The organism is Streptomyces sp. NPDC002817, assembly GCF_053592055.1.
The window spans coordinates 26,706-49,052 of sequence record NZ_JBSFUY010000021.1 but is presented as its reverse complement, the minus strand read 5'-3'; the positions used below and the strand labels follow the sequence as shown (position 1 = coordinate 49,052).

Here is a 22,347-nt window from a genome sequence, read left to right as displayed (position 1 = left end):
TTGAATGAAGGTCACGATCGACACGTCCTCGTGCTCCGGGCACGCGCGGTGCGCGGCGGCGGCACCGGGGCTCTTCCGCCTCGACGACGACGGCTATGCGCTGCCCTTCGACGGGGAGGTCCCGGAGGGCCTCGAACAGGCGTCCCGTGACGGGGAGTTGGCCTGCCCGGAACGGGCGATCACGGTTGAGTGACTGGCAGAGCCCCACGACCTCGGGTCGTGGGGCTCAGTCATGTGCGGTTCGGCAGCGCCCTGAAGGGGCGCGGGTCTGTATCGATATGCGGCTCCGCCGCGTGGGCGCGACCAGCCACGATGGCGCCGCAGACGAACGACGGCACATCGCGGCACCTGCAGCGGAGCGCTCGGCTCAGCCGGCCGGCTGCGGAGGCGGCGTGAACCGGTGGCCCCAGAACGCGCCGTCCGTGATCTCGTAGACCGGCACGGGCTCGGGCACCTGCAGTCCGTTCCAGCCGAACTCGACGGCGTAGTTCTCCGGCGACCAGACGTAGAACGACACCATGTGGTCGTTGGTGTGCTTGCCGAGCGAGTGCATCATCGGCACCTCCATCTTCCCGGCACGGTCGAGGGCCAGCCCGACGTCGTCCAGCGTCGCCCCCTCCACCATGAAGTGCAGCAGCCGCCCCGGACCCGGCATCGGCGTCACACCCAGCGTGTGGTGCCGGGGGTTGCAGCCCATGAACCAGGTCGTGCCGCCCGGCGACTTCATCGTGTTGCGCTCGATGAAGCCCAGCACGTCGACGTAGAAGTCGAACGTGGTGCGGGCGTCCTCGGCGGAGATGATGGCGTGTCCGAAGCCCATGTCGCCGGTGACGAACTTCGACACCAGCGGGGTGCGCACCGGCACATGGTCGAGGACGGCGCCGTAGAACAGCTCGACCGGGTTGCCGCCCGGGTCGTTGAACTTGACGAAGCCCGTGACCCTCCGCTCCGCGGCCTCGGCCTCGGTGCCGGCCGTCACCTTGATCCCGGCCTTCTCGACGTCCGCGACCAGCAGCGCCAACTGCCGCTCGTCGAGGACCTCGAAGCCCAGCGCCGTCATCCCGGGCTGGGCGCCTGGGGAGACCACGATGCGGGCCGGGTAGTCGTCCATCCGGAAGGACAGCGACTCGGAGTCGCCGCCCTCGACGGGCATCAGGCCGAGGAAGTCGGCGCCGAAGGCCTTCCACTTGTCGAGGTCGTTGGACTCCAGACGCAGGTACCCGAGTGAGCGAACACCCATCAGGCCCTCCCCTCAGATTCGGTCAGGTCCGGGCGGCCCGTGGGGCTCCCGGTATCGGTACGTCCGTGACGCTAGACAGCCCGGCACCCCCGCCGCCGGAACCGTCCCACTGATCGGGAGGCGCACGGCGACGGGCCCCCTCCGGGTGCGAGCGTGAGCGTCATGACACTCAGCTACGAGGACACCCTGCGCGAACTCCCCACCGACGACGGCACGTTGCGTTACCACGAGGCCGGTGACGGACCCCCGCTGCTCCTGTTGCACGGGTCGGGGCCGGGCGTCACCGGCTGGCGCAACTACCGGAACAACCTCCCCGTGCTCGCGGAGCACTTCCGCTGCCTGGCCCTGGAGTTCCCCGGCTTCGGCGTGAGCGACCCGACCGCGGAGAACCCGATGGCGGCCGGCCCCAAGGCCGTCCTCCGCTTCCTGGACGGCCTCGGCCTCGACCGCGTCGACGTCATCGGCAACTCCATGGGCGGGTTCGTCGCCGTCGGGCTCGCGGTCGCCCACAAGGACCTGTTCCGCAGGGTCGTCACCATCGGCGGCGTGGGCCGCAACATCCTCTCCCCGGCGCCCAGCGAAGGCCTCAACCTGCTGGTCGAGTTCGCCGAGAACCCCACCCGCGACAACCTCGTCCAGTGGCTGCGCGCGATGGTTCACGACCCCGCCCTGCTCACCGAGGAGCTCATCGAAGAGCGCTGGGCCAGCGCCACCGAGCCGCAGACGCTGGAGGCCTCCCGGCGGATCTACGGCCGTCAGGCGATGGCCGCGATCCAGGCCGCCCAGTCCCAGTCCGACCAGCCCATCTGGGCCGCCCTCCACAAGGTCACCGCACCCACCCTGCTGACCTGGGGCCGCGACGACCGGGTCACACCGCTGGAGAACGCCCTGCTGCCCCTGCGCACCATCCCCAGGGCCGAACTGCACGTGCTCCCGGACTGCGGACACTGGGCGATGATCGAGCAGAAGCAGGCCTGGGAGAGCGCGGTGCTGGCCTTCCTGACCCGCCCGGAGACCTCCTGAGGACGCCCATGCGGTCCCCCGCTGCCCCCACGTCCGCCCGCCAGGCCGCCCGCCGGGTCCAGATCCTGCGCGCCGCCTCCGACCTCGGCTCCCGCGACGGGCTCGCCGACGTGCAGATGCACGACGTGGCCAGGGAAGCGGGCGTCGCGATCGCCACCCTGTACCGCTACTTCCCGTCCAAGCCCTTTCTGTTCCTGGCGGTCCTCGAATGGCACATCGAGCAGTTCCTCGGTGGCGATGAGTGCGGCGCGCCCGTCCGGGCCACAGCCGATCCGGCGACCGAGATCGCGGACACCCTCGTCCAGCTGAGCGGCAAACTGCTCGGCAACCGCGTGCTGGCCTCCGCGGTGGCGCTGTCGTCGTTCACGGAGTACGCGAGCGCCGTCCCGAGCCGGATCGACATCGTCGAGCGAGGCCTGGGACAGCGGCTCCTGCGTCTGCTCGGGGATCGCGCGGACGTCCGCAGCAGGGTGCGCCTGCTCGTTTACACATGGTGGGGGCTGTTCGTCGCCGTGCTGACCGAGGAGATCTCCACCGAGCAGGGGGAGTCGGACCTGCGGCTGGCCGCGCGCCTGATCGCGACGCCATAGCGCACAAGCCGGTGCCCGGGACACCCACCGTGTCCCGGGCACCGGCTTTCCGTCAGTCCGTCGACCCGGCCATGTCCAGCACGGCCAGATACCCGAACGCGAGACTCGAACCGATCGGCGTGCCGGCCCCCGGATACACCCGCCCCGACATCGCGGCCGCGGTGTTCCCGGTCGCGTACAGCCCCTCGATCGGCCGGCCGTCCGGTCGCAGGACGCGCGCGTGGGTGTCGATCCGCAGACCGCCCTTGGTGCCGATGTCCGACGGGACGATCGTCGCCACGTAGAACGGCGGTTCGTCGATGGGCAGAAGCAGCGGGTTCGGCCACTCGGGCGCCGGCTTCGCCGGGACGTTCTGCCGAGGGTCGGCCGGGAAGGGGACGATGTGGTGGAACATCTGGTCCCACGGGGTCTCACCGCGGTGGAACCGCTCGTCGACACCGGTCCGCGCGTACCCGTTGAACTCCTCGACGGTCCTCTTCAGCGTGTCGAAGGGGACGTCGATCAGCCCGGCCAGCTCCTCCAGGGTGTCGGCCTTCTTCAACGCCCCCGACTCCAGCCACTGTGCGGGCCCCGGAGTGGCGGGCGGGAAGCCGATGCTGTCCCGGTCCAGCTGCCGCTGGTCGAACACCCAGTGCGCCGGGATGTGGCTCACGCCGGTGGTGGTGTGCAGCCGGACGATCTCGTGCGCGGCCTGGTCGTACGGCCGTGTCTCGTTGACGAAGCGTTCGCCCGCGCCGTTGACCCAGATGCCGCCCCGGGTACCGGTGTGGAAGAGCGGCAGACCGTCCGGGTGGACGAGCCCCGGCACGAACCATGCCTCGTCGAGCAGGTCGGTGTCCGCGCCCACGGCGATGCCCGCCCGCAGGGCGTCACCGGTGTTGCCCGGGGCGCCCTCGGACCACTCCCCGGTGAGCGGTGGCTGGTGTTTCTCGCGCAGCTCACGGTCGCGCTCGAAACCGCCTGCGGCGAGCAGCACACCCCGCCTGGCCCGGATCCGGACCCGCTCACCGTCACTGACGACCTCGGCACCGACGACCCGGCCACCCTCGACGATCAGGCTCTCCAGTGCGGTGTTCAGCCGCAGTTCCCCGTTGCCCGTCTCCAGGAACGCCGAGAGTGCCCGGCCGATCAGCGCACGGCCGCCGGAGAGCACCGGCCCCTCGTCGAAGCCGAACCGCTCGGTGGGCAGCGAGTTGCGCAACATGGCCCTGCGCTCGCCGAGCTCCGCGACCTCGACCGGCGGCGGGAAGACGGTGTGCCCCATGGGCGACGACCCCGGGGCCGACGCGTAGTAGTCCGGAGCCGCGCCGTGGACGAAGGACTGGAACCACGTGTTCCGCTCCAGCTCGTCGATCAGCCGGGGCCCGGCCGCCAGATAGGCGTCCTGGAGCGCCTCCCGGGACGGGTCGTCGACGACACCGCGCAGATACGCCCGCGCGTCCTCCACGTCGTCCCCGTAGCCGGCCCGGCTCAGCGGAGCGGACCCCGGGAACCACAGCCCCGCGCCGGAGTACGCCACGGTGCCACCGACCCGGTCGGTCTTCTCGACGACCAGCGTGCGCAGCCCGCGCGCCGCCGCCACATACGCCCCGACCAGGCCTCCGCCCGACCCGACGACGATCACGTCGTAGGCATCCTCGTTGATGCTCATCCGAACCTCCTCATGAGTGCCGACCGTGCTGGGTGGGGCGTGGGGGAACGAACAGGGTGCGCCCAGCGGTTCGCCGGCCGACGCTAACGAGACGGTGCGGGCCCGTCTTCGCGCCATCTCGCTCATCGAGACCCACCCGCCGCCGAGTCCCGCTGAGCGGAACGCGCCCGGTGCCCTCCGACATGGCGGATCAGGCTGAAGGCCGGCACGAGTTGAGGATGGCGATGACAGACGTTTGGGAACCGACAGCGGTCGCGAACCGTGGATCCGCCGTGACCGAGGCGGCCGTACGACTCACCCGCGCGGCCCAGGACCACAAGCCCTGTACGCCGGTACGGGACCTGCTCGGCGCGACCGACATCAGCCTCGCGTACGCCGTCCAGCGACGCGTCGTCGGCGACCGGATCAGCGCGGGAGCACGGGTCGTCGGGCGCAAGATCGGGCTCACGTCGGAGTCGGTGCAGCGTCAGGTCGGCGTCGACCGGCCCGACTTCGGCGTGCTGCTGGACGACATGGACGTCACAGGGCTGCCGGCCGTCCCCAGCGACCGGCTGCTCCAGCCCAGGGTCGAGGCGGAGATCGCGTTCGTGCTCGCCGCCGACCTGGACGAGGACGACCTCGACATCGAGCGGGTCAGGGCGGCGGTCGGATACGCCGTGGCCGCCCTGGAGATCGTCGACAGCCGGGTGGCCGACTGGGACATCGCGATCACGGACACGGTCGCCGACAACGCCTCCAGCGGGCTGTTCGTCCTCGGCCGACAGCGCGTCGGACTGGGGGAGTTCACACCCCGGGACGTCACCATGCGGCTCTACGCCGACGGCGAGCTCGCCTCCGAGGGCACCGGCGCCGCCTGCCTGGGCGATCCCCTGGCGGCCCTGCTGTGGCTGGCGCGCACCGCCCGAGAGTTCGGCGACCCATTGCGCGCGGGACAGATCGTGCTCTCCGGCGCCCTCGGCCCGCTCGTCCCCACCCCGCCAGGCATCACCGTACGGGCCGAGATCTCGGGCCTGGGTCCGGTGACCGCGACCTTCTCACCCAAGGATCGACAAGGATGACGAAGACCAAGGTGGCCGTTATCGGCTCCGGCAACATCGGCACCGACCTGATGATCAAGGTCCTGCGCCTGTCCGACACCCTGGAGATGGCCGCGATGGTGGGCATCGACCCGGACTCCGACGGTCTGGCGCGCGCCGCACGACTGAAGATCCCCACCACCCACGAGGGCGTGGACGGCCTCATCGGCATGGACGGCTTCGACGACATCGAGATCGTCTTCGACGCCACCTCCGCGAAGGCCCACGTCGAGAACGCCAAGAAGCTCGCCCCGTACGGCAAGCGGCTCGTCGACCTCACCCCGGCGGCCCTCGGCCCGTACGTGGTGCCGACGGTGAACCTGGACGAGCACCTGGCCGACGCCGGTAGCTCCGTCGACAACTTCAACATGGTCACCTGCGGCGGCCAGGCGACCATCCCGATCGTCCACGCGGTCAGCCGGATCACCCCCGTGCCCTACGCCGAGATCGTCGCCTCGATCTCCTCCAGGTCCGCCGGACCCGGCACCCGGGCCAACATCGACGAGTTCACCGAGACCACGTCCGGCGCCATCGAGAAGGTCGGGGGAGCCCGGCGCGGCAAGGCGATCATCGTCCTGAACCCCGCCGAACCGCCCCTGATCATGCGCGACACGGTGTACTGCCTGATCGGCGCTGACGCCGACCACGACGCGGTCCGCGACTCCGTCGAGGAGATGGTTGCCGCCGTCGCCGAGTACGTGCCCGGCTATCGGCTCAAGCAGCAGGTGCAGTTCACTCCGGTGCCCGCCGAGGACCCGGTCCACACGCTGCTGCCCGACGGCGTCTCCGAGCGGCCGGCCACCAAGGTCTCCGTCTTCCTCGAAGTGGAGGGCGCCGCCCACTACCTGCCCGCCTACGCCGGCAACCTCGACATCATGACCTCGGCCGCCCTGCGGGTCGCCGAGCGCATCGCCGGCCGGACGACCCCCGAGGTGACCAAGTGACTCGCAGGCTCTATGTACAGGACGTCACCCTGCGGGACGGCATGCACGCCATCCGGCACCGGATCACCCCCGAGTTCGTCTCGAAGATCTCCGCGGCCCTGGACCGGGCGGGCGTGGACGCGATCGAGGTCGCCCACGGCGACGGTCTGGCCGGCGGCAGCCTCAACTACGGGCCGGGCAGCAACACCGACTGGGAGTGGATCGAGGCGGCCGCGGACGCCATCGACCGCGCGGTCCTCACCTCGCTGCTCCTGCCGGGCATCGGCACCATCGCCGAACTGAAAAGGGCCTACGCCCTCGGTGTCCGCTCGGTGCGCATCGCCACCCACTGCACCGAGGCCGACGTCTCCGCCCAGCACATCTCCACCGCACGCGAACTCGGCATGGATGTCTCGGGATTCCTGATGATGGCCCACATGGCGCCCCCGCAGGACCTCGCCGAGCAGGCCAAGCTGATGGAGAGCTACGGCGCGCACTGCGTCTACGTCACCGACTCCGGCGGCCGGCTCACCATGGACGGCGTCCGTGACCGCATCCGCGCCTACCGCGACGTGCTCGACCCGGAGACCCAGATCGGCATCCACGCCCACGAGAACCTCTCCCTCTCGGTCGCCAACTCCGTGGTGGCCGTGGAGGAGGGCGTGACCCGCGTCGACGCCTCGCTCGCCGGACAGGGCGCGGGAGCGGGCAACTGCCCGATCGAACCGTTCGTCGCCGTGGCCAACCTCCACGGCTGGAAGCACGACTGCGACCTCCACGCGCTCCAGGACGCCGCCGAGGACCTGGTCCGCCCGCTCCAGGACCGGCCGGTACGCGTCGACCGGGAGACCCTCACCCTCGGCTACGCCGGCGCCTACTCCAGTTTCCTGCGGCACGCCGAGGCCGCGGCCGAGCGGTACGGACTCGACGCCCGCACCATCCTGGAGGAGGTCGGCAGACGCGGTCTCGTCGGCGGGCAGGAGGACATGATCGTGGACATCGCCCTCGACCTCACCGCCCAGGGCTGACACCCGAGCGACGTACCGCTCCCCGGAGGAATGACTCCGGGGAGCGGTACGTTTTTTACGTCCCATCTTCGAATAGACCGACCGTCCCAATAAATCGGTGCACGACTCTATCGATACGGTCCACGGCATTGATACCTTGACGCCGGCGCCGAACTAGAATTGATTTCAGTTTGAGCAGAGAGGCACCGACGATGACGTCTGCCCTTCGCTTGGCGTCGCCCCCGTCGATGATGGAGCGGGTGACGCTGATCATGGATCTCTTCGAACGTCCGCAGACCCACCTGACGCTCGAAACGGTGTCCCGCCGGACACATCTGCCCCGCTCGACGACCCATCGGATCCTCGACCAACTGGTACGCCTCGACTGGCTTCGGCACACGGTGGCGGGATACGCCCTGGGGTCGCGGTCGCTGGGTCTGGGCGGCCGGGAGACGGGTCACAGCACGCTGCGGGCGGCGGCGGCGCCGCACCTGCTGGACCTCGCCGTCCGCACCCGCATGGTCGTCCACCTGGCCGTACTGGACGGTCCGGAGATCTACTACCTGGACAAGGTGGGCGGGCGTGCGGCGGCGGACATCCCCTCGAAGGTCGGCGGCCGGGCGGTCGCGCACTGCACCGGCCTGGGCAAGGCCATGCTGGCCTGGCTGAGCCCCGAGGAGATCGACGCGCGGTACGCGCAGCTGATCGAGCGGCGCACCGAGTACAGCATCGGCCGGCTCGACCAGCTGCACCGGGAGCTCAGGGTGGTGCGCGGCCGCAACGGGCTGGCGATCGACCGCGGCGAGTGCTTTCCCGAACTCGGTTGCGTGGGCCTCGCGCTGCGCGGGCCCGAGGGGCCGGTCGGGGCGATCTCGGTGGTCGGAGACGGCCGTTCGTCCCTGGAACTCGTGGCTCCGCTGGTGGTCAACACGGTCCGGGCGGTCTCCGAGGACCTCTTCGGCGCGGGTGCCGGTGCTGCGCAGCCGTACCGCCGGGATGTGTCGGACGTCGTCGTCGGATAGCGCGAAGCCGCCCCGGCCGGAGCCGGGGCGGCGTGTTTTCAAGGGCGCCTGCCTGCCCCTGTCCTCACCAAGCCGTCCAGCCGCCGTCCACCGTGACGGTCGTCCCCGTCACGAAGCGGGAGGCGTCCGAGGCGAGGAACACCGCGGCGCCGCCCAACTCCTCGACGCTGCCCACCCGTCCCAGGGGCGTGCCCTTGACGATCCGCTCGCCCCACCGGCTGTCCAGCAGGCCCGAGCTGAGGTCCGTACGGAAGTAGCCGGGCGCGAGGGCGTTGACGCGCACTCCGCGGTCGGCCCACTCGACGGCGAGGGCCTTGGTCAGTGCCTCGACTCCGCCCTTGCTGGCGGCGTACGCGGCGATCCGCTCGAAACCGGCGCTCGCGTGCACCGACGAGACGTTCACGATCGACCCCGACCCCTGCGCCAGCATCACTTTCCCGGCCTCACGGCAGCAGTGGAAGGTGCCCTGGAGGTTGATGTCGAGCACCCGCCGGAAGTCCTCGTCGGTGACGTACTCGCTGCGGGTGAAGTGCGGGCTGATGCCCGCGCAGTTGACGACGGCGTCGAGCCGGCCCGTCGCCGCGGTGATCCGCTCCACCGTCGTACGGACCCCGTCCGCGTCGGCCACGGAGGAGGGCAGCACCAGCACCTTGCCGCCGTGCCCGGCGAGCTCGGCCTCCAGGCTCTCCAGGTCCGCGGCCGTACGGGCGGTGACCGCCACGTCCGCCCCGGCCTGCGACAGGGCGACCGCGACCGCCCGGCCGAGGCCCTTGCCCGCGCCGGTCACCCAGGCGGTCCTGCCGTCGAGGCGCAGGTCGGTGTTGACGTCGGCCATGGTTCAGCCCTCCACGGGGATGTCGCGCAGCGTCCGCTTGAGGACCTTGCCCGAGGGGGTGCGGGGGAGTTCGTCGACGACATCGAAGCGCACCGGCACCTTGAACTTGGCCAGCCGCTCCAGACAGAACTCGCGCAGCTCGTCCGGTCCGGCGCCGACTCCGGGCCTGAATACCACGAAGGCGCGCGGGACCTCTCCCCAGCGGGGGTGGACCAGGCCGACCACGGCGGCCTCCAGGACGGCGGGGTGCTCGTACAGCACCCGCTCCACCTCGGGGGTGGCGATGTTCTCGCCGCCGGAGACGATCATGTCCTTCTTGCGGTCGTCGATGTAGAGGAAGCCGTCCTCGTCGACGTGTCCGATGTCCCCGGTGTGGAACCAGCCGTCCTTGAGCGCCGCGGCCGTGGCCTTCTCGTCGCGCCAGTAGCCCGCGAAGACCTTCGGGCCGCGCAACGTGATCTCGCCGAGTTCACCGGCCGGCACCTCCTTGCCGGTGTCGTCGACGATCCGCACGCGCGTGTGCGGCACGGGACGGCCCACCGAGCCCAGCTTGGTCAGCGCGTGCTCCCGGTCCAGGAAGGTGTCGCCGGAGACGGTTTCCGTGAGTCCGTAGGCGTCGGCGAACCAGGCGTTGGGGAAGGCGTTCATGATCCGCCGCAGGACGGGCTCGGGGGTCTTCTCGCCGCCGCCGAGGATGAAGCGCATCGAGCCGGTGTCGTACGACTCCCGGTCCGGGACCTCCAGGACCGCGTTGACCATGGCGGGCGCCAGCCACGCGTTGGTGACCCGGTGCTCCTGGATCGCGCGCAGGGCGCCCTCCGGGTCGAACTTGCGCTGGAGCACCACGCTTCCGCCCGCGTACAGGACTCCGAGGGCCGGCATGTCCAGGCCGCCCACGTGGTAGAGCGGGCCGCAGACCAGCGTGGTGTCGGCCGCGGTCAGGCCGAAGTGGACGATGTGGGCGAGGTTCTTCGCCTGCACGTTCCCGTACGTGATGCGCACGCCCTTGGGGCGTGAGGTGGTGCCCGAGGTGTACATCAGCCGCTGGAGATCGTCCGGCCCGACGTCCACCGGCTCCACCCGGGCGCCGGGGTGCCGGTCGAGGAGGGACTCGTAGCCGGTCCAGGCGCCGTCGGCGGAGCCGTCCACCAGGATTCGGTGCTCCAGGCCGGTCAGCTTCCCGGCGATGCGGTCCGCGGGGCGCACGAACTCCGGCTCGGTGACGAGGACCTTCGTCTCGGCGTGGTCCAGGATGTACGCCCATTCCTCCTCGGACAGGCGGTAGTTCAACGGGAGGAAGACCGCCCCGACGCGGTTCACGGCGTACAGGAGTTCCAGGAACTCGGGCCGGTTGTAGAGGAGCAGGGCCACGACGTCGCCGCGCCCGACGCCCAGCTCCGTCAGTCCGGCGGCCAGCCGGTTCACCCGCTCATGGAGTTCGCGCACCGTCAGGCGGCGGTCCTCCTGGGTCACGGCCACAGCGTCGGGCCGCTGGGTCAGGTGGTAATCGAGGATGCTCGAAAAATTGTGCACGGCGACTCTCCGGCTCGGCGGCCGGGATTGTCCCGACCGGTCGGTTGCCCGCTACCAAGATTTAGTGTACCTCTTGGTCTATAAAACGTTGAGCCGCACTTTACGACGGAGCCCCCTGGTCGACAACCATCCGGACGGGCCCCGTGTCACTCCCCGACCGAGGAGGGCTCCTTGCCTCGCATCCGCCTCGACACCGACGGACCCGTCGCCACGGTCCGCCTCGACCACCCGCCGATGAACGCCTTCGACACCGCCCAGCGCGCCGAACTGGCCGCCGTCGTGCGCGAGCTGGCGGACAGCCATGAGGTGCGGGCCGTGGTGCTGTACGGCGGTGAGCGGCTGTTCGCCGCCGGAGCGGACGTCAAGGCGCTGGCCGCGATGGGGCCAGAAGAGGTCCGGGGCTGGAACCGGGCGCTGCAACGGACCTTCGACGAGGTCGCCCGGCTGCCCATGCCGGTGATCGCGGCCATCACCGGGTACGCGCTCGGCGGCGGCCTCGAACTGGCCCTCGCCGCCGACTACCGCGTGGCCGCCGAGGACGCGATCCTCGGCCAGCCGGAGGTGAGGCTCGGCATCATCCCGGGTTCGGGCGGCACCCAGCGACTGACCCGGCTGATCGGGCCGTCGCGCGCCAAGAACCTGCTGATGACCGGCCGCCGGGTGGGCGCGGAGGAGGCGCTGCGCCTAGGACTCGTGGACGAGGTCGTGGCCGCGGGCGAGGTGTACGACGCCGCGCTGCGATACGCCCGGCGGTTGGCCGAGGGTCCCGCCGCGGCTCTGGAGGCGATCAAGGAGGCGGTGGACCACGGCGCCGACAGCTCTCTGTCCGCCGGGCTGGCGCTCGAACGGTCCCTGTTCACGGGCGTGTTCGGCACGGCGGACGCCGCCACCGGCATCCGGTCCTTCCTGGAACACGGCCCGGGAAAGGCGAGCTTTGGCAGGCCCGAGCGAGACGACTAGGCGGTCAGGGGAGCGCCCCTCTATGGGCGCGGGGAACTGCGCGACCAGCCACGACGGCGCAGCAGCAAACGAACAACCATCGCGGCACTGAAAGGGGCGGCAAAGATGAAGGCACTGCGCTGGCACGGCGCAAGCGATCTGCGGCTGGAGGACGTCCCCGAGCCGCCGGAACCCGAGCCGCACGAAGCCGTGGTCGAGGTCTCCTGGTGCGGGGTGTGCGGTACCGATCTGCACGAGTTCCTCGAAGGACCGCACATGATCCGCAGCGATCCGCACCCGCTCACCGGCGCCAGTCCACCCCTCGCCCTCGGGCACGAACTGAGCGGCACGGTAGTCGCGTTGGGCAGAGCGGTACCCGGCATCGCGATCGGCGACCGGGTGACCGCCGACCCCGTCTGGCGCTGCGGCGTCTGCTTCTGGTGCGTGCGCGGCGAGTACCACATCTGCCCCAAGAGCGGCTCGGTCGGTCTCGCCTCGCCGGGTGCCTTCGCCGATCGCGTCACCGTGCCGATCACGGGGCTCACCCGGCTGCCCGACAACGTCAGCGACGAGATGGCAGCCGCCGCCGAACCCCTCGCCGTGGGTCTGCACGCCGTCGCCCGGGCCGGTGTGCGACCCGGCGACAACGTCCTGGTCGTCGGCGGTGGCCCCATCGGCTTCGCGGTCGTCCTCGCGGCCCGACTCGCGGGCGCTGCCGGACTCTACGTCAGCGAACCCCTGAAGGAGCGCAGGGAGAAGCTTCTCGACATCGGTGTCACCGAGGCCTTCGACCCGCGCGAGACCGACGTACGCCGTGAGGTGTTCCTGAGGACGGGACGTATCGGCCCCGACGTCGTCATCGACGCCACGGGCGTACCCGCGCTCGCGGGCCAGGCGGTGGCCACCGTCCGGCGCGGCGGGCGGGTCGTGCTCGCCGGCGTCGGGCACGGCAGCGTCGAGTTCGACATGGGTCAACTCGTCTTCTACGAGCGGTCGGTGGTCGGCACGCTCGGCTACAACTTCGACATCCCCCGTGTGATCGACCTGATGAGCACCGGGCGTCTGGACGCCTCGCCGCTGATCACCGGACGTTTCTCGCTCTCGGAAGGAGCCGGGGTCTTCGCGGACCTGGCAGCCGACCGCGCAAAGCACCTGAAGGTGCTGCTGACCCCGAAGGGACTGTGACATGGATTTCGACCTGCCGGAGGAGACCCGGGATCTCCAGGACATGGTCCGTGAGTTCGCGGCCAAGGAGATCACCCCGAACGCGGCCGAGTGGTCGGAGAACGAGGAGTTCCCGACGCACATCTTCACCAAGCTCGGCGAACTCGGTCTGATGGGCATGCTCGTGCCCGAGGAGTACGGCGGCGCGGGCTCCGACACCGTCTCCTATGTCGCCGTGATGGAGGAACTGGGCGCCGCCGACCAGTCGGTGGCCTCCTCCTGGAACGCCCACTCGACCATCGCGACGCTGCCGCTGCTGGCCTACGGCACCGAGGAGCAGAAGCACCGCTGGCTGGCCCCGCTGGCCCGCGGTGAGGCCATCGGAGCCTTCGGTCTGACCGAGCCCGGCGCGGGGTCCGACGCGGCCGGCATCACCACCACCGCCCAGCGCCGGGACGGTGGTTGGGTGATCAACGGCACCAAGATGTTCATCACCAACGCCGGTACCGACATCAGCCAGGGCGTCACCCTCCTGGCCACGACGGGCAGGAACGAGGACGGGCGGAAACGGTTCGCCACCTTCTACGTCCCGACCGGCACCCCCGGCTACACCTGCGGGGCCAAGCTGAAGAAGCTCGGCTGGCACGCCATGGACACCCGGGAGCTGATCTTCGACGACTGCTGGATCTCCGACGACCACCTCATCGGGGACGAGGGAGGCGGGCTGCGCCAGTTCCTCTCCGTCCTCGACAAGGGGCGGATCAGCGTCGCCGCCCTCGGTCTCTCGCTGGCCAAGGCGGCACTGGCCCTCGCGGTCAAACACGCCACGGAGCGGCACCAGTTCGGCCGGCCCCTGTCGTCGTTCCAGGCGGTGGCGCACAAGATCGCCGACATCGGCACGGAGTTCGAGGCCGCCCGGTGGATGGTCTACCGCGCCGCCTGGCTCGCCGACCAGGGGCGGCCGTACAGCAAGGAGGCCGCCATGGCGAAGCTCTACACCTCCGAGGTCGCCAACCGGGCCGCCTCCCAGGCGGTGCAGATCCACGGCGGCTACGGCTATGTGCGGGAGTCGGAGGTCTCGCGGTTCTACGCGGACGCCAAGATCCTCGAGATCGGCGAGGGCACGAACGAGATCCAGCGCGATGTCATCGCCCGGGCGCTGGTGAAGCAGGCGTGACACGCGAAAGGGCCCGCGGTGTGTGCCGCGGGCCCCTGGGTCAGTCCAGGACCGGGGCGGACCGCCACTCGGCCTCGGGGTCGAGCGGCAGATCGGGGCGGGCGCGCTTGAACGCCTCCGTCCTCGCCTCCATGTCAGGGAGGGCGGCGCCCGGCGCGCCGAAACCGCGTAGGAGGGTGCCGCAGTACTCGCGGGACAGCTGGGCGGGATCCCAGCGTCCGTCGGGCTTGACCCACTGGTAGGTGTGGTTGTGGAGGTTGAGGAACTGCAGGGTGGCCAGCCGCGGCGGCAGGGAACGGAAGTCGCCGTGTTCCGCGGCCTCCGCGATCAGTCCCGCGACCAGCCGCTCGAACTCGGCGCGCTGGTCGAGGACGGGCTGGAGGCACTCGCCGGTGAGGCTGCGGTAGTCGTGCTCGTAGACCCAGATGTGGTCGAGCCTGCGGAAGATGGTCGTCAGCAGCGACTCCGACAGCAGCCGCAGGCGTACCAGCGGGTCCGTGTCGAGCTCCGCGATCTGCCGGGCCCGGGACAGCAGCGGTCCCATCACCCGCGCCTGGATCTCGACGAGAAGGTTCTCCTTGGAACGGATGTAGTAGTACAGCGCTCCCTTGGCGAGTCCGACCGCCCGGCCCAGGTCGTTGACGGAGGTCGCCGCGTATCCCTGCCGGGCGAACAGCTCGGCGGCCGTGTCGATGATCTTCTGCCGCCGGACCTCGTAGTCCGGTCCGTGGCCCGGTGGTCTGGGCATCGCTTCTCTCCCCGCCCGGCGAATAGTTTGATAGACCAGACGGTACATTAAAAGTAGGACTCAGGCGGCGCGGTTGTGTGCCGCCCGCGCGAGCAATGCGAGGACGCGCATGACGACCGAGGCACCGCAGCACACCATCACCGGATCCGCCCACGCGGACCAGCTCCTGGAGATGTACCGCCGGATGCGCCGCATTCGGCGTTTCGAGGAGCGGGCGTCCGATCTGTACAAGGCGACGGAGATTCCCGGATTCCTGCATCTGTCGATCGGTCAGGAGGCCAGTGCCGTGGGTGCCTGCTGGCCGCTCGGCCCCCGGGACGGCATCACCTCCACCCACCGCGGCCACGGCCATGTCCTCGCCAAGGGCCTGGACTCGGCGTCGATGATGGCCGAGCTGATGGGCAAGGAGGCCGGGACCTGCCACGGTCGTGGCGGTTCCATGCACATCGCCGACCCCGGCCTCGGCATCTACGGTGCCAACGGCATCGTCGGCGCCGGGCTGCCGATCGCCGCCGGAGTGGCGACCGCGGCCAAACTGCGGGCCGCGGGTGACGTGGTGGTGGCGTTCTTCGGGGACGGCGCGGTCGCCCAGGGCATGTTCCACGAGGCCGTGAACCTGGCCGCCGTATGGGATCTGCCGGTCGTCTTCCTGTGCGAGAACAACCACTACTCGGAGTTCTCGCCCGCCGCCGACCAGCACCGGGCCACGCTGTCCGCGCGCGCGGCGGGTTACGGCATCGGGTACGCGCATGTCGACGGCAACGACGTGCTCGCGGTGGCCGGGATGATGACCGACGTGGTGGCACGGCTGCGGGCGGGTGGCGGTCCGGTCCTGGTGGAGGCGGAGACCTACCGGTGGCACGGCCACTACGAGGGCGACCCGGAGCGCTACCGCAGCGCCGAGGAGGTCGCCGCCGCCAAGGAGCGCGACCCGCTGCTGGTGGCGCGCCGGCACCTCGCGGACGCCGGAGTGGCGGCCGCGCAGGCCGACGCGGTCGACGAGGAGATCGACAAGGAGATCGAGGCGGCGGTGCAGTGGGCCAGGAGCCTGCCCGAGCCCGCCCCGGAGACCCTGTACGACTTCGTCACGGCACCGCGCCCGGCCCTGCCGGAGCCCGCCGCCCCTGCTCCCGACGCCGAGACCTTCCGCTCCATGGACGCCGTTCGCCTCGCGCTGGAGCACGAACTGACCGCCGATCCCACGGTGTTCGTCGCCGGCATCGACGTCGGCGCGGGCGGCAACGTCTTCGGCCTCACCCGAGGGCTCGCCCAGGCGTTCCCCGGCCGGGTCCGTGACACCCCGATCAGTGAGAGCGCGATCATCGGCACCGCGGTGGGGGCGGCCATGGCCGGCATGAAGCCGGTCGTCGAGATCATGTACATGGACTTCATCGGCGTAGCCCTGGACATGCTCCTCAACCAGGCCGCCAAGCTGCGCTTCATGACCGGCGGCCGGGCCTCCATGCCGCTCGTGGTACGCACCCAGTTCGGCGCCGGACGCTCCTCCGGCAGCCAGCACTCGCAGAGCCTGGAGGCGATGCTCGCGCACATCCCCGGGCTGACCGTGGTGATGCCGTCCAACCCGGCCGACACCTACGGCCTGTTGCGGGCAGCCATCCAGGACCCGAACCCGGTGGTGTTCGTCGAGAACCGGCTCCAGTACGGCTTCAAGGGCCCGAAGCCGCCGGCCGACCACATGATCCCGCTGGGCAAGGCCAAGGTGGTCCGCGAGGGTACCGACATCACGCTCGTCTCCTGGTCGCGGATGGTCCAGGACGCCCTGGCCGCCGCGGAGTTGCTCGCCGAGGAGGGCGTGAGCGTGGAGGTCGTCGACCTGCGCACGATCGCCCCGCTGGACCGGGAGACGGTGCTCGCCTCCCTCGCCAAGACCAACCGTCTGGTCATCGCCCACGAGGCGGTACGGGACTTCGGCGTCGGCGCCGAACTGGCCGCGCTCGCCGTCGACGAGGGCTTCTGGACCCTGGACGCACCCGTCACCCGGGTCGCGGCACCGGCGATGCCCGCTCCGTACGCCCCGTCGCTGGAACGGCTGTGGCTGCCCTCGCGCGAGACCATCGCCGACACCTTGCGGCGCATCGCGGCGGTGTGACGTGTGTGGGGCGCGCCCCACACACGTCCGCATGACAAAGGGCTGGCCCCGGGACGAATCCCGGGGCCAGCCCCTTGTGCGTTCCGCCGCCGGTCCGGCCAAATCGGCAGGACCGGACATGGACCGACGGCGGATCCGATCGCTGATGAGTCAGACCGTCGCGACCGGAGTGAGCGGACTGCCCTGGGTGCCGGGCAGGTTGAGCGGGGGAGCGGTCAGGAGGAAGCGGCTGCGGTCGTGCTCGCGCAGCCAGGCGGCGAGGTCGTTGAGGTACCACAGCTCGCCCATGGGGACGCCCAGCTTGAACAGGCACAGGTGGTGCAGTGGAAGCAGGGTGTGCGGGCCCTGCGCCTGGGTGACGCCCACGCCCTCGATGGCGTAGTTGTCCGAGGCGATCGCGGAGATCTGCGACTCGGCGACCCACTCGAGCAGTTTCGGGTCGTCCGCGTCGAGGTAGGCCGCGGTCTGGTGGATGGCGACCGGGTCGGGGTTCTTCGCCCAGGAGAGGACCTGCGTGGCGAAGCCCGTGTGCAGCAGGAGGATGTCACCCGGCTCGACCACGACGTTGTCGGCCGCCATGATCTCCTGGAGCTGCTGGAAGTTGACCGGCTGATAGCCGGTGCCCAGGTGATGGGCGATGTCGATCAGCACGCCCCGGCCCTGGACGCCGTGCTGCGCCATGTGCTCCAGACCGAGGTGGCGGGCGAAGCTGAGGCTCCCGCTGCCGTCGCCCTTGGCGTCCTCCTGCGGTCCGACGAGGTCGGCGCCCGGCCGGAAGCCGTTGTAGTAGATCGGCTCGGCGATCCCGTCGCCGTCGGCGTCGAACTCGGCGCCCTGGTGGGCGAGAGCGTCCCACTGGGTGGAGTACTGCAGCCAGAGCGTGACCACGTCGTCGGACCACACGTCGATCAGGTCGGGCGAGAAGTGCTCGCTCGCCTTGATGTTGTAGAAGACGTCCTGCTGGTGCTGGAGGTCCTCGGTGGGCCGCAGGACCGGCGGGTAGCGGCGCTGGTTCAGCGAGGTCCCGCCCGGATAGTCGAGCGGCAGGCTCAGGCTGAAGGTGACCCCGTGCTCGACCTCCCGCACGCCCTGGAGGACCTTCTCGGGCGTCAGCAGGTTGATGCGCCCCAGCTCGTCGTCCTCCCCGAAATCGCCCCACGTCGAGCCCGGCGGCCGCTGCTTCCAACGCTTCGTCACGATAAAACGCCTCCTTAGGCGACAGTCCCCGTTGACGGCCGTCTGACAGCCGTTCGCATGCTATTTGGATTGTACCGATCGGTCAACAAGTAGGACTGCCTGGGTATGAGCCTTCAAATTGCCTGTTGTCGAGTAATAGACTGAGTGGTCGAAACCTCGATCCTTGGAGAGACGATGAGCGAATCCACACAGGCGTGGGTCTCGGCGGGCGTACGTGCCGTGATCGGTGCGCACACCCAGGCCCAGGACGCCGGCCGCACCGACGACGTCGTCGCGCTGTACACGCCCGACGGCGTCCTGGAGCTGCCGGGCATGGACCCCGTCCAGGGGCACGACGCGCTCCGCGCGGCCTTCAAGGGCTGGGCGCCGACGCAGCCGCAGCAGCACCTGGTGGGCAACACCGTGGTGACACCCACGGCCGAGGGCGAGGCGACGGCCGTGAGTGACGTCGTCTTCTTCCAGCGCGGCGACGCGGGCTGGGCGGTCCAGGTCGTCGGGCGCTACGAGGACACCTTCCGCCACATCGACGGCACCTGGCTGCTCCAGCGACGCGCCACGACCTACCAGGCCTGAACCGAACCCTAGGGAGACCAACGATGACCGTAACCGCCGAAGCGGCCCTGGCCGGTGTGCAGAACGCGACAGCCGCGTACACCCACGCCCTGGACGCGGGCCGTACCGAGGTGCTTGCCGAACTGTTCACCGAGGACGGCGTCGCCGAGATCGCGGGCCAGGGCGTCTTCGAGGGCCGGGAGGCGATCCGCAAGGGCTACGCGGCCTTCGCGCCGCAGGCCCCGCAGCTGCACCTCGTCGGCAACACCGTCCTGACCTCACCGCCCGGGGACGAGGTGACGGCGAGCAGCAGCCTCGTCTTCTTCATCCGTGGCGAGGCCGGCTGGGCCCCGCTGCTCGTCGGGGCCTACGAGGACACGCTGGTCCGCGAGGACGGCGGATGGAAGTTCCGCAAGCGGGTCACGACCTTCCAGCCGTAGCGGGCCCGCCCGGCCGTGGCGGACCGTCCGCACAGCCCGGACGCCCGTGCCCCTGGTTCCCACTTGCCAGGCGGCACGGGCGTTCTGCGTACTCAGGCCTCCGGATCGGCCGGCTTGGAGAAGGCGAAGGCCGGGAAGTCGGCCTCCACGGACTCCTTGATCAGCTCCTGGAGCTTCCACCGCCCGGTCGGGTTGAGCAGCTGCTTGACCGGCTTGCCGGGGATGTTGGCGCCGTAGAAGTAGCTGCTCTTGAGGAAGGACGACTGGCCCGCACTGTCGTTGACCAGGTCCGTCCACTCCTGCTCCGCGTCCGAGGTCACCTCGACGACGGCGTGGCCGTGGTCACGGGCGTGGACGAGCAGGTCCATGACGTAGTCGACCTGGTCGCCGGAGTAGCGCGGGTTGTTGCCGAGCGCGCCGTGCGGCCCGCCGGGGAAGTAGAAGTTGGGGAAGCCGGCCGTGGTGACGCCCAGGTAGGTGGACGGCCCGTCCGCCCAGTACTCCTCCAGCGGCAGCCCCTGCCGGCCGCGCGCGCCCAGCCGGTTGAGGGCGCCGGTGCCGAAGTCGTAGCCGGTCGCCCAGATGATGATGTCGAACTCCTGGTGGCCCTCGGAGGTCTCGATCCCGGTCTCGGTGATGCGGACGATCGGCGTCTCGTTGATGTCGACGAGCTGCACGGTCGGCTTGTTGTACGCCTCGTAGTAGCCGGTGCCGAACGGGGGCCGCCGGCCGCCGTAGCCGTGGCCCTTGGGGATCAGCTTCTCGGCCGTCGCGGGGTCCTTGACGATGGAGCGGATCTTGTCGGCGATGAACGCGCAGAACTCCTCGTTGACCGTGGCGTTCGTGGTCATGTCGAAGTAGTGCTCCGACAGCTTCGTGAAGCCGGGGCTGTTCCACTTCTGCTCGTAGAACTCCTGGCGTTGCTCCGGAGTGTCGTCGAGGCCGGAACGCATGGTGATCTGGTGGAGGAAGCCGCTGGGCGAGGTGTTCAGGGTGTCCCGGATGGACTCGAAGTCGCCCTTGAGCCCGGCCTGTTCCTCGGCGGTGATCGGCCGGTTGTTCAGCGGGGTCAGCCAGTCGGCCACCTTCTGGTACACCGTCAGCTGCGCGACCTCGTCGGCGATCGCGGGCACGATCTGGACGCCGCTGGAGCCGGTGCCGATCTGGGCCACCCGCTTGCCGGTGAAGTCCACCGGGGTCCTGGGCCAGCGGCCGGTGTGGTGCTGCTCGCCGCGGAAGTCCTCGCGCCCCGGGATGCCGGGGGTGAACGGCACGGAGAGGATGCCGGTCGCGGCGACGACGTGGCGGGCCCGGTGCTCGGTGCCGTCCTCGGTGCGCACGGTCCAGACGCCGGAGGTCTCGTCCCAGACCGCCGCGGTCACCTTCGCACCGAACACGATGTGGCGCCGCAGGTCGAAGCGGTCGACCACGTAGTTGAAGTAGCGCTCGATCTCCGGCTGGCCGGCGAAGTGCTCCGACCACTCCCACTCCTCCCACAGCTCCTTGGAGAACAGGTAGCCGTAGGTGTAGCTCTCGGAGTCGAAGCGCGCCTGCGGGTAGCGGTTCCAGTACCAGGTGCCGCCCACACCGCTGCCCGCTTCGAGGAGCTTCGTCGAGAAGCCGGAGTCCTGGGCCCGGTACAGCTGGTAGATGCCGGTGACGCCGCCGCCGATGACCAGCACATCTACGAGGCCCTGGTCCGCCGGGCCGGTCTTCGTGGTTTCGCTCATGTGCTCTCCCGCGTGAGCCTGGATTGATGTTTCGACCGGTCAGTCGAATAATGAGGCTGAGAGTAGAGGAGGGGTCGGATTCATTCAATGGATGCGAATCTCGCCCTGGAGATTGATTGTACCGACCGTCTGGTCTAACTTTCGCTCAGGGACGCGAAGCCGCGCAACGGGAGTCAGACATGAGTGACGAAGGCGTCAAGGAATCCACCGATCTGCGGGCCGCGGGCTGGAAGGCCATGCGGGCCGCCCTGCCGGGCGTGTTCCCCGACGGCGACCTCGACCTCCGGGACGGTCGCCTCGGGGAGGACCTCGTGGACATAGGCCTCACCAGTGTCTGGGGGGCGCTGTGGGGCAGAGAGGGGCTCGCTCCGCGTGATCGCAGCCTGGTCACGCTCGGCATCCTCATCGCCCTCGGGGCCGAGACCGAGCTGAAGACCCACGTCCGTATCGCCCTGACGAACGGACTGACCCAGGACGAGATCGCCGAGGTCATCTACCACTCCAGCGGCTACACCGGTTTCCCCCGGGCCGTCGCCGCCCGGACCGCCGCACGCGAGGCGCTGGAGGGCTGACCACTCCGGTCAGTACGCCACACCACTCATACGAGGAGCACGCATGTCACTTCAGGGAAAGGTCGCGGTCGTCACCGGCGGCGCCCGCGGTATCGGACGCGGGATCGCGACCGTGCTCGCGGCCAAGGGGGCCGCAGTGGCGGTCTGGGACCTGAACACCGAAGGCGCGGAGAAGACCGTCGCCGAGATCCGGGCGGCGGGCGGCAAGGCCGTCGCGGTGGGCGGGGACGCCGCCGACGCCGAGGCCGTGGCCCGCTCCGCGGCACGCACCCGCGAGGAGCTCGGCCCGGTCACGATCCTCGTCAACAACGCGGGGACCACCGCCTACGAACCCTTCACCAGCATCAGCGAGGCCTCCTGGGACCGCATGATCGGGATCAACCTCAAGGGCCCGTTCCTCGTCACCCAGCAGCTCGTCCCCGACATGCTCGCGGCGGGCTGGGGCCGGATCGTCAACATCTCCTCGTCCTCCGCCCAGACCGGCGCCCCGGCCATGGCCCACTACGCCTCCTCCAAGGGCGGGGTCATCGCCCTCACCAGGGCGCTGGCGGTCGAGTACATCGAGAAGGGCATCACCGTCAACCACGTCCCGCCGGGCTTCATCGACACCCCGCTGGTGCGCCAGGGCCCCGTCGACGTGGAGGCGGTCGCGGCCATGATGCCGATGAAGCGGGCCGGCACCCCCGAGGACGTCGCGCACGCGGTGGCCTACCTCGCCTCGGAGGAGGCGGCCTATGTCACCGGCCAGACCTTCGGCGTCAACGGCGGGCGCTACGTCTACTGATCCGCTGATCCGCCCGTCAGACCCGCACCGACAC

General features: G+C 70.2%; 22 protein-coding genes. 15 read left to right on the top strand and 7 right to left on the bottom strand.

Features of this window, described 5'->3' with window-relative positions; translation table 11 throughout:
- Positions 1-4 precede the first annotated feature (4 nt).
- A complete protein-coding gene (locus tag ACWD3I_RS31810; RefSeq protein ID WP_365410341.1) occupies positions 5-193 on the top strand; it encodes a ferredoxin in 189 nt (62 codons plus the stop codon).
- A gap of 174 nt (positions 194-367) precedes the next feature.
- Here the strand turns inward: ACWD3I_RS31810 and ACWD3I_RS31805 are convergent, their stop codons facing one another.
- Positions 368-1,240 (bottom strand): VOC family protein, encoded by an 873-nt coding sequence (locus ACWD3I_RS31805; protein WP_365410344.1) that lies wholly within the window; start codon positions 1,238-1,240, stop codon positions 368-370.
- A gap of 162 nt (positions 1,241-1,402) precedes the next feature.
- Here ACWD3I_RS31805 and ACWD3I_RS31800 point away from each other — a divergent pair, with 162 nt between their 5' ends.
- Together ACWD3I_RS31800 and ACWD3I_RS31795 are read left to right on the top strand one after the other, a co-directional pair.
- Positions 1,403-2,263 (top strand): alpha/beta fold hydrolase, encoded by an 861-nt coding sequence (locus ACWD3I_RS31800; RefSeq protein ID WP_365410347.1) that lies wholly within the window; start codon positions 1,403-1,405, stop codon positions 2,261-2,263.
- Positions 2,264-2,271: 8 nt separating this feature from the next.
- Positions 2,272-2,853, top strand: a complete 582-nt coding sequence (locus tag ACWD3I_RS31795; RefSeq protein WP_365410349.1) for a TetR/AcrR family transcriptional regulator — start codon at positions 2,272-2,274, stop codon at positions 2,851-2,853.
- A gap of 52 nt (positions 2,854-2,905) precedes the next feature.
- Here ACWD3I_RS31795 and ACWD3I_RS31790 read toward each other — a convergent pair whose 3' ends face one another.
- Positions 2,906-4,504 (bottom strand): FAD-binding protein, encoded by a 1,599-nt coding sequence (locus ACWD3I_RS31790; RefSeq protein WP_451084232.1) that lies wholly within the window; start codon positions 4,502-4,504, stop codon positions 2,906-2,908.
- Positions 4,505-4,728: 224 nt separating this feature from the next.
- On the opposite strand from ACWD3I_RS31790, the gene ACWD3I_RS31785 reads away from it, so the two are divergent.
- The 4 genes from ACWD3I_RS31785 to ACWD3I_RS31770 all read left to right on the top strand — a co-directional run bounded on the left by ACWD3I_RS31785 (position 4,729) and on the right by ACWD3I_RS31770 (position 8,532).
- The gene (locus ACWD3I_RS31785) at positions 4,729-5,562 is read left to right on the top strand and encodes a 2-keto-4-pentenoate hydratase (protein WP_365413306.1); all 834 of its coding nucleotides are present in this window, start codon (positions 4,729-4,731) and stop codon (positions 5,560-5,562) included.
- The gene (locus tag ACWD3I_RS31780; RefSeq protein ID WP_365413304.1) at positions 5,559-6,524 is read left to right on the top strand and encodes an acetaldehyde dehydrogenase (acetylating); all 966 of its coding nucleotides are present in this window, start codon (positions 5,559-5,561) and stop codon (positions 6,522-6,524) included. The genes ACWD3I_RS31785 and ACWD3I_RS31780 overlap by 4 nt, the downstream gene beginning before the upstream one ends.
- Positions 6,521-7,531: a 4-hydroxy-2-oxovalerate aldolase gene (gene dmpG, locus ACWD3I_RS31775; RefSeq protein ID WP_365413302.1), complete on the top strand. Its 1,011-nt coding sequence runs from the start codon at positions 6,521-6,523 to the stop codon at positions 7,529-7,531. The genes ACWD3I_RS31780 and dmpG overlap by 4 nt, the downstream gene beginning before the upstream one ends.
- Positions 7,532-7,722: 191 nt before the next feature.
- The gene (locus ACWD3I_RS31770; RefSeq protein WP_365413300.1) at positions 7,723-8,532 is read left to right on the top strand and encodes an IclR family transcriptional regulator; all 810 of its coding nucleotides are present in this window, start codon (positions 7,723-7,725) and stop codon (positions 8,530-8,532) included.
- A 64-nt stretch (positions 8,533-8,596) separates the two neighbouring features.
- Here ACWD3I_RS31770 and ACWD3I_RS31765 read toward each other — a convergent pair whose 3' ends face one another.
- Positions 8,597-9,367: an SDR family NAD(P)-dependent oxidoreductase gene (locus tag ACWD3I_RS31765; RefSeq protein WP_365413298.1), complete on the bottom strand. Its 771-nt coding sequence runs from the start codon at positions 9,365-9,367 to the stop codon at positions 8,597-8,599.
- Positions 9,368-9,370: 3 nt separating this feature from the next.
- Entirely contained in the window at positions 9,371-10,900 is a 1,530-nt protein-coding gene (locus ACWD3I_RS31760; RefSeq protein WP_365413296.1) for an acyl-CoA synthetase, read from the bottom strand.
- A 171-nt stretch (positions 10,901-11,071) separates the two neighbouring features.
- Here ACWD3I_RS31760 and ACWD3I_RS31755 point away from each other — a divergent pair, with 171 nt between their 5' ends.
- From ACWD3I_RS31755 to ACWD3I_RS31745, 3 genes are all read left to right on the top strand, one after another.
- On the top strand, positions 11,072-11,860 hold the full coding sequence (locus tag ACWD3I_RS31755) for an enoyl-CoA hydratase/isomerase family protein (RefSeq protein WP_365413294.1): 789 nt from the start codon (positions 11,072-11,074) through the stop codon (positions 11,858-11,860).
- Positions 11,861-11,965: 105 nt separating this feature from the next.
- On the top strand, positions 11,966-13,024 hold the full coding sequence (locus ACWD3I_RS31750) for an alcohol dehydrogenase catalytic domain-containing protein (protein WP_365413292.1): 1,059 nt from the start codon (positions 11,966-11,968) through the stop codon (positions 13,022-13,024).
- A 1-nt stretch (position 13,025) separates the two neighbouring features.
- Entirely contained in the window at positions 13,026-14,180 is a 1,155-nt protein-coding gene (locus ACWD3I_RS31745) for an acyl-CoA dehydrogenase family protein (RefSeq protein ID WP_046259806.1), read from the top strand.
- 40 nt (positions 14,181-14,220) lie between these two features.
- Here ACWD3I_RS31745 and ACWD3I_RS31740 read toward each other — a convergent pair whose 3' ends face one another.
- Positions 14,221-14,928: a TetR family transcriptional regulator gene (locus ACWD3I_RS31740; RefSeq protein ID WP_451084231.1), complete on the bottom strand. Its 708-nt coding sequence runs from the start codon at positions 14,926-14,928 to the stop codon at positions 14,221-14,223.
- Positions 14,929-15,037: 109 nt separating this feature from the next.
- Between ACWD3I_RS31740 and ACWD3I_RS31735 the strand changes: the two genes are divergently transcribed.
- A complete protein-coding gene (locus ACWD3I_RS31735; RefSeq protein ID WP_451084230.1) occupies positions 15,038-17,038 on the top strand; it encodes an alpha-ketoacid dehydrogenase subunit alpha/beta in 2,001 nt (666 codons plus the stop codon).
- A gap of 150 nt (positions 17,039-17,188) precedes the next feature.
- Here the strand turns inward: ACWD3I_RS31735 and ACWD3I_RS31730 are convergent, their stop codons facing one another.
- Positions 17,189-18,235, bottom strand: a complete 1,047-nt coding sequence (locus ACWD3I_RS31730; protein WP_365413883.1) for a cyclase family protein — start codon at positions 18,233-18,235, stop codon at positions 17,189-17,191.
- Positions 18,236-18,409: 174 nt separating this feature from the next.
- Here ACWD3I_RS31730 and ACWD3I_RS31725 point away from each other — a divergent pair, with 174 nt between their 5' ends.
- A complete protein-coding gene (locus tag ACWD3I_RS31725) occupies positions 18,410-18,808 on the top strand; it encodes a nuclear transport factor 2 family protein (RefSeq protein ID WP_365413881.1) in 399 nt (132 codons plus the stop codon).
- Between the two features lie 23 nt (positions 18,809-18,831).
- Positions 18,832-19,227 carry a nuclear transport factor 2 family protein gene (locus ACWD3I_RS31720; RefSeq protein WP_365413879.1) on the top strand — a complete coding sequence of 132 codons (396 nt, stop codon included), beginning with the start codon at positions 18,832-18,834 and terminating at the stop codon, positions 19,225-19,227.
- 92 nt (positions 19,228-19,319) lie between these two features.
- Here ACWD3I_RS31720 and ACWD3I_RS31715 read toward each other — a convergent pair whose 3' ends face one another.
- Positions 19,320-20,957, bottom strand: coding sequence for a flavin-containing monooxygenase (locus ACWD3I_RS31715; RefSeq protein WP_365413877.1), 1,638 nt, complete (start codon positions 20,955-20,957; stop codon positions 19,320-19,322).
- Positions 20,958-21,136: 179 nt separating this feature from the next.
- Here ACWD3I_RS31715 and ACWD3I_RS31710 point away from each other — a divergent pair, with 179 nt between their 5' ends.
- Together ACWD3I_RS31710 and ACWD3I_RS31705 are read left to right on the top strand one after the other, a co-directional pair.
- Positions 21,137-21,529: a carboxymuconolactone decarboxylase family protein gene (locus tag ACWD3I_RS31710; RefSeq protein WP_365413875.1), complete on the top strand. Its 393-nt coding sequence runs from the start codon at positions 21,137-21,139 to the stop codon at positions 21,527-21,529.
- A 43-nt stretch (positions 21,530-21,572) separates the two neighbouring features.
- Entirely contained in the window at positions 21,573-22,313 is a 741-nt protein-coding gene (locus ACWD3I_RS31705) for an SDR family NAD(P)-dependent oxidoreductase (RefSeq protein WP_365413873.1), read from the top strand.
- Positions 22,314-22,347: the final 34 nt, after the last annotated feature.

Bases quoted from the DNA above. Each gene is read 5' to 3' on its own strand.
- ACWD3I_RS31765 (WP_365413298.1), bottom strand. From the start codon at position 9,367: ATGGCCGACGTCAACACCGACCTGCGCCTCGACGGCAGGACCGCCTGG.
- ACWD3I_RS31745 (WP_046259806.1), top strand. From the start codon at position 13,026: ATGGATTTCGACCTGCCGGAGGAGACCCGGGATCTCCAGGACATGGTC.
- ACWD3I_RS31800 (WP_365410347.1), top strand. From the start codon at position 1,403: ATGACACTCAGCTACGAGGACACCCTGCGCGAACTCCCCACCGACGAC.
- ACWD3I_RS31785 (WP_365413306.1), top strand. From the start codon at position 4,729: ATGACAGACGTTTGGGAACCGACAGCGGTCGCGAACCGTGGATCCGCC.
- ACWD3I_RS31810 (WP_365410341.1), top strand. From the start codon at position 5: ATGAAGGTCACGATCGACACGTCCTCGTGCTCCGGGCACGCGCGGTGC.
- ACWD3I_RS31780 (WP_365413304.1), top strand. From the start codon at position 5,559: ATGACGAAGACCAAGGTGGCCGTTATCGGCTCCGGCAACATCGGCACC.
- ACWD3I_RS31795 (WP_365410349.1), top strand. From the start codon at position 2,272: ATGCGGTCCCCCGCTGCCCCCACGTCCGCCCGCCAGGCCGCCCGCCGG.
- ACWD3I_RS31770 (WP_365413300.1), top strand. From the start codon at position 7,723: ATGACGTCTGCCCTTCGCTTGGCGTCGCCCCCGTCGATGATGGAGCGG.
- ACWD3I_RS31740 (WP_451084231.1), bottom strand. From the start codon at position 14,928: ATGCCCAGACCACCGGGCCACGGACCGGACTACGAGGTCCGGCGGCAG.
- ACWD3I_RS31790 (WP_451084232.1), bottom strand. From the start codon at position 4,504: ATGAGCATCAACGAGGATGCCTACGACGTGATCGTCGTCGGGTCGGGC.
- ACWD3I_RS31750 (WP_365413292.1), top strand. From the start codon at position 11,966: ATGAAGGCACTGCGCTGGCACGGCGCAAGCGATCTGCGGCTGGAGGAC.
- ACWD3I_RS31705 (WP_365413873.1), top strand. From the start codon at position 21,573: ATGTCACTTCAGGGAAAGGTCGCGGTCGTCACCGGCGGCGCCCGCGGT.
- ACWD3I_RS31725 (WP_365413881.1), top strand. From the start codon at position 18,410: ATGAGCGAATCCACACAGGCGTGGGTCTCGGCGGGCGTACGTGCCGTG.
- ACWD3I_RS31720 (WP_365413879.1), top strand. From the start codon at position 18,832: ATGACCGTAACCGCCGAAGCGGCCCTGGCCGGTGTGCAGAACGCGACA.
- ACWD3I_RS31710 (WP_365413875.1), top strand. From the start codon at position 21,137: ATGAGTGACGAAGGCGTCAAGGAATCCACCGATCTGCGGGCCGCGGGC.
- ACWD3I_RS31735 (WP_451084230.1), top strand. From the start codon at position 15,038: ATGACGACCGAGGCACCGCAGCACACCATCACCGGATCCGCCCACGCG.
- ACWD3I_RS31805 (WP_365410344.1), bottom strand. From the start codon at position 1,240: ATGGGTGTTCGCTCACTCGGGTACCTGCGTCTGGAGTCCAACGACCTC.
- ACWD3I_RS31715 (WP_365413877.1), bottom strand. From the start codon at position 20,957: ATGAGCGAAACCACGAAGACCGGCCCGGCGGACCAGGGCCTCGTAGAT.